Source organism: Methylophaga sp. UBA2689 (assembly GCA_002354555.1).
GTDB lineage: Bacteria > Pseudomonadota > Gammaproteobacteria > Nitrosococcales > Methylophagaceae > Methylophaga.
This window is the reverse complement of record DELT01000056.1, coordinates 16,960-18,708: the sequence shown is the minus strand read 5'-3', so window position 1 is coordinate 18,708 and position 1,749 is coordinate 16,960. Positions and strand designations below refer to the sequence as shown.

General features: G+C 45.0%; 2 protein-coding genes. Both read right to left on the bottom strand.

Annotated elements, in window-relative coordinates; genetic code table 11:
* Positions 1-737, bottom strand: a 737-nt coding sequence (locus B3M51_RS05950) for a catalase (protein WP_292757546.1), incomplete at its 3' end; no start/stop codon positions are given.
* 139 nt (positions 738-876) lie between these two features.
* Positions 877-1,749 (bottom strand): cyclopropane fatty acyl phospholipid synthase (cfa, locus tag B3M51_RS05945; protein ID WP_292757544.1); only part of this gene is annotated, 873 nt, incomplete at its 5' end.

The following is a 1,749-nucleotide window of genomic DNA, read 5'->3' as shown; positions in this document are numbered from 1 at the left end:
AATAAATCCTTTTGATGACTTTCACGATCTTCGCCGACAACTCTGGCCGCCTCTTCATCGGTCAGGTTTTCAATACCCTGCATGCATTTGAAGTGAAATTTCACCCAAAAGCGCTCGTTATTGGCATTGATAAAGCTATAGGTATGACTGCCAAAGCCATGCATATGCCGGTAACTTTTCGGCAGCCCCCGATCACTCATCACAATCGTGACCTGATGTAACGCTTCTGGCAATAATGTCCAGAAATCCCAGTTGTTCTGCGCGCTGCGCATGTTGGTCTTGGGATCCCGTTTAACGGCATGATTCAAATCCGGAAACTTCAACGGATCACGCAGGAAAAACACCGGCGTATTATTACCGACCATGTCCCAGTTACCCTCTTCGGTATAGAACTTAACGGCAAAACCACGAATATCCCGCTCTGCGTCTGCAGCACCTCTTTCACCGGCAACAGTTGAGAAACGGGCAAATAATTCCGTTTTTTTGCCAACTTCAGAAAAGATTTTTGCACGGGTGTATTGGGTTATATCGTTGGTTACAGTAAACGTGCCAAAAGCACCCGAACCTTTAGCGTGCATCCGTCGCTCTGGAATCACCTCACGGTCAAAGTGAGCCATTTTTTCCAGAAACCAGACATCCTGCATTAGTAACGGGCCACGAGGACCAGCTGTCATGCTGTTCTGGTTATCTACAACCGGTGCACCACCAATTGTGGTGAGTTTTTGTTTGTCTGCCATGTTCGCCTCCTTGAGGGCATTAAATAAAACTCATCTTTGTGAGTTTTCAATGACTATAGGCTAAACAGACAAATCGGTAAAACAAATAATACCAATAACATTAATCGTTTATATCGATAAACAAAACTTACGATGCAACTTATCTCAGAGAGCGGTACTCACCTTCACGCCCCCGTTTACTTAATACTAATTGCCACAACTGGCCTTGTTTAGAGCGAAAGAAACCGGCACAGCTATGCAAATAATACTTCCACATACGGTAAAACCTTTCATCATAATGGGTGGATAAATCGGGCCAGGCTTTATCGAAATTTTCCCACCAAGCCATTAGGGTCTTGTCATAATCGGTGCCGAAATTATGCCAGTCCTCAATCACAAAACGGCTGTTAAGTACTGATGCCAGTTCTTCTGCCGAAGGTAATTTGCCATTACGAAAGATGTATTTATCAATCCATGGATCCACTTTCAACGATGTGGCGTGAATGCCGATGGTATGCAGTAGGAACAATCCTTCCGGTTTGAGCAATTTCATAGCACTGTCAAAATAGACAGGATAATTTTTGGGTCCAACATGCTCGAACATGCCGATTGAAACAATTTTGTCGAATTGACCCTGCAGATCGCGATAATCCATCAACTCAATGGTCACAGGCAAACCGGCACAACGCTCCTGGGCCAGGGTTTGCTGCTCTTTTGAAATAGTAATGCCATGAACTTCTACGCCGTAATTCTCTGCAGCATATTGAGCAAAGCTGCCCCAGCCACAGCCAATTTCAAGCACCCGCTCACCGGGTTGAAGCATGAGTTTTCTGCAGATTAAATCCAACTTATGCTTTTGGGCCTGGGCCAGATTATCCGCCTCTGCCCAGTATCCACAGGAATAGCTCATTGTAGGGTCGAGCATCGCCTGAAAAATATCATTACCGGTGTCGTAATGTTTTTTGCCTACTTCATAAGCCCGTTTGCTGGTTTGGCGATTGAACAGGTTCTGGCGAAAGATTTCAAAATACAG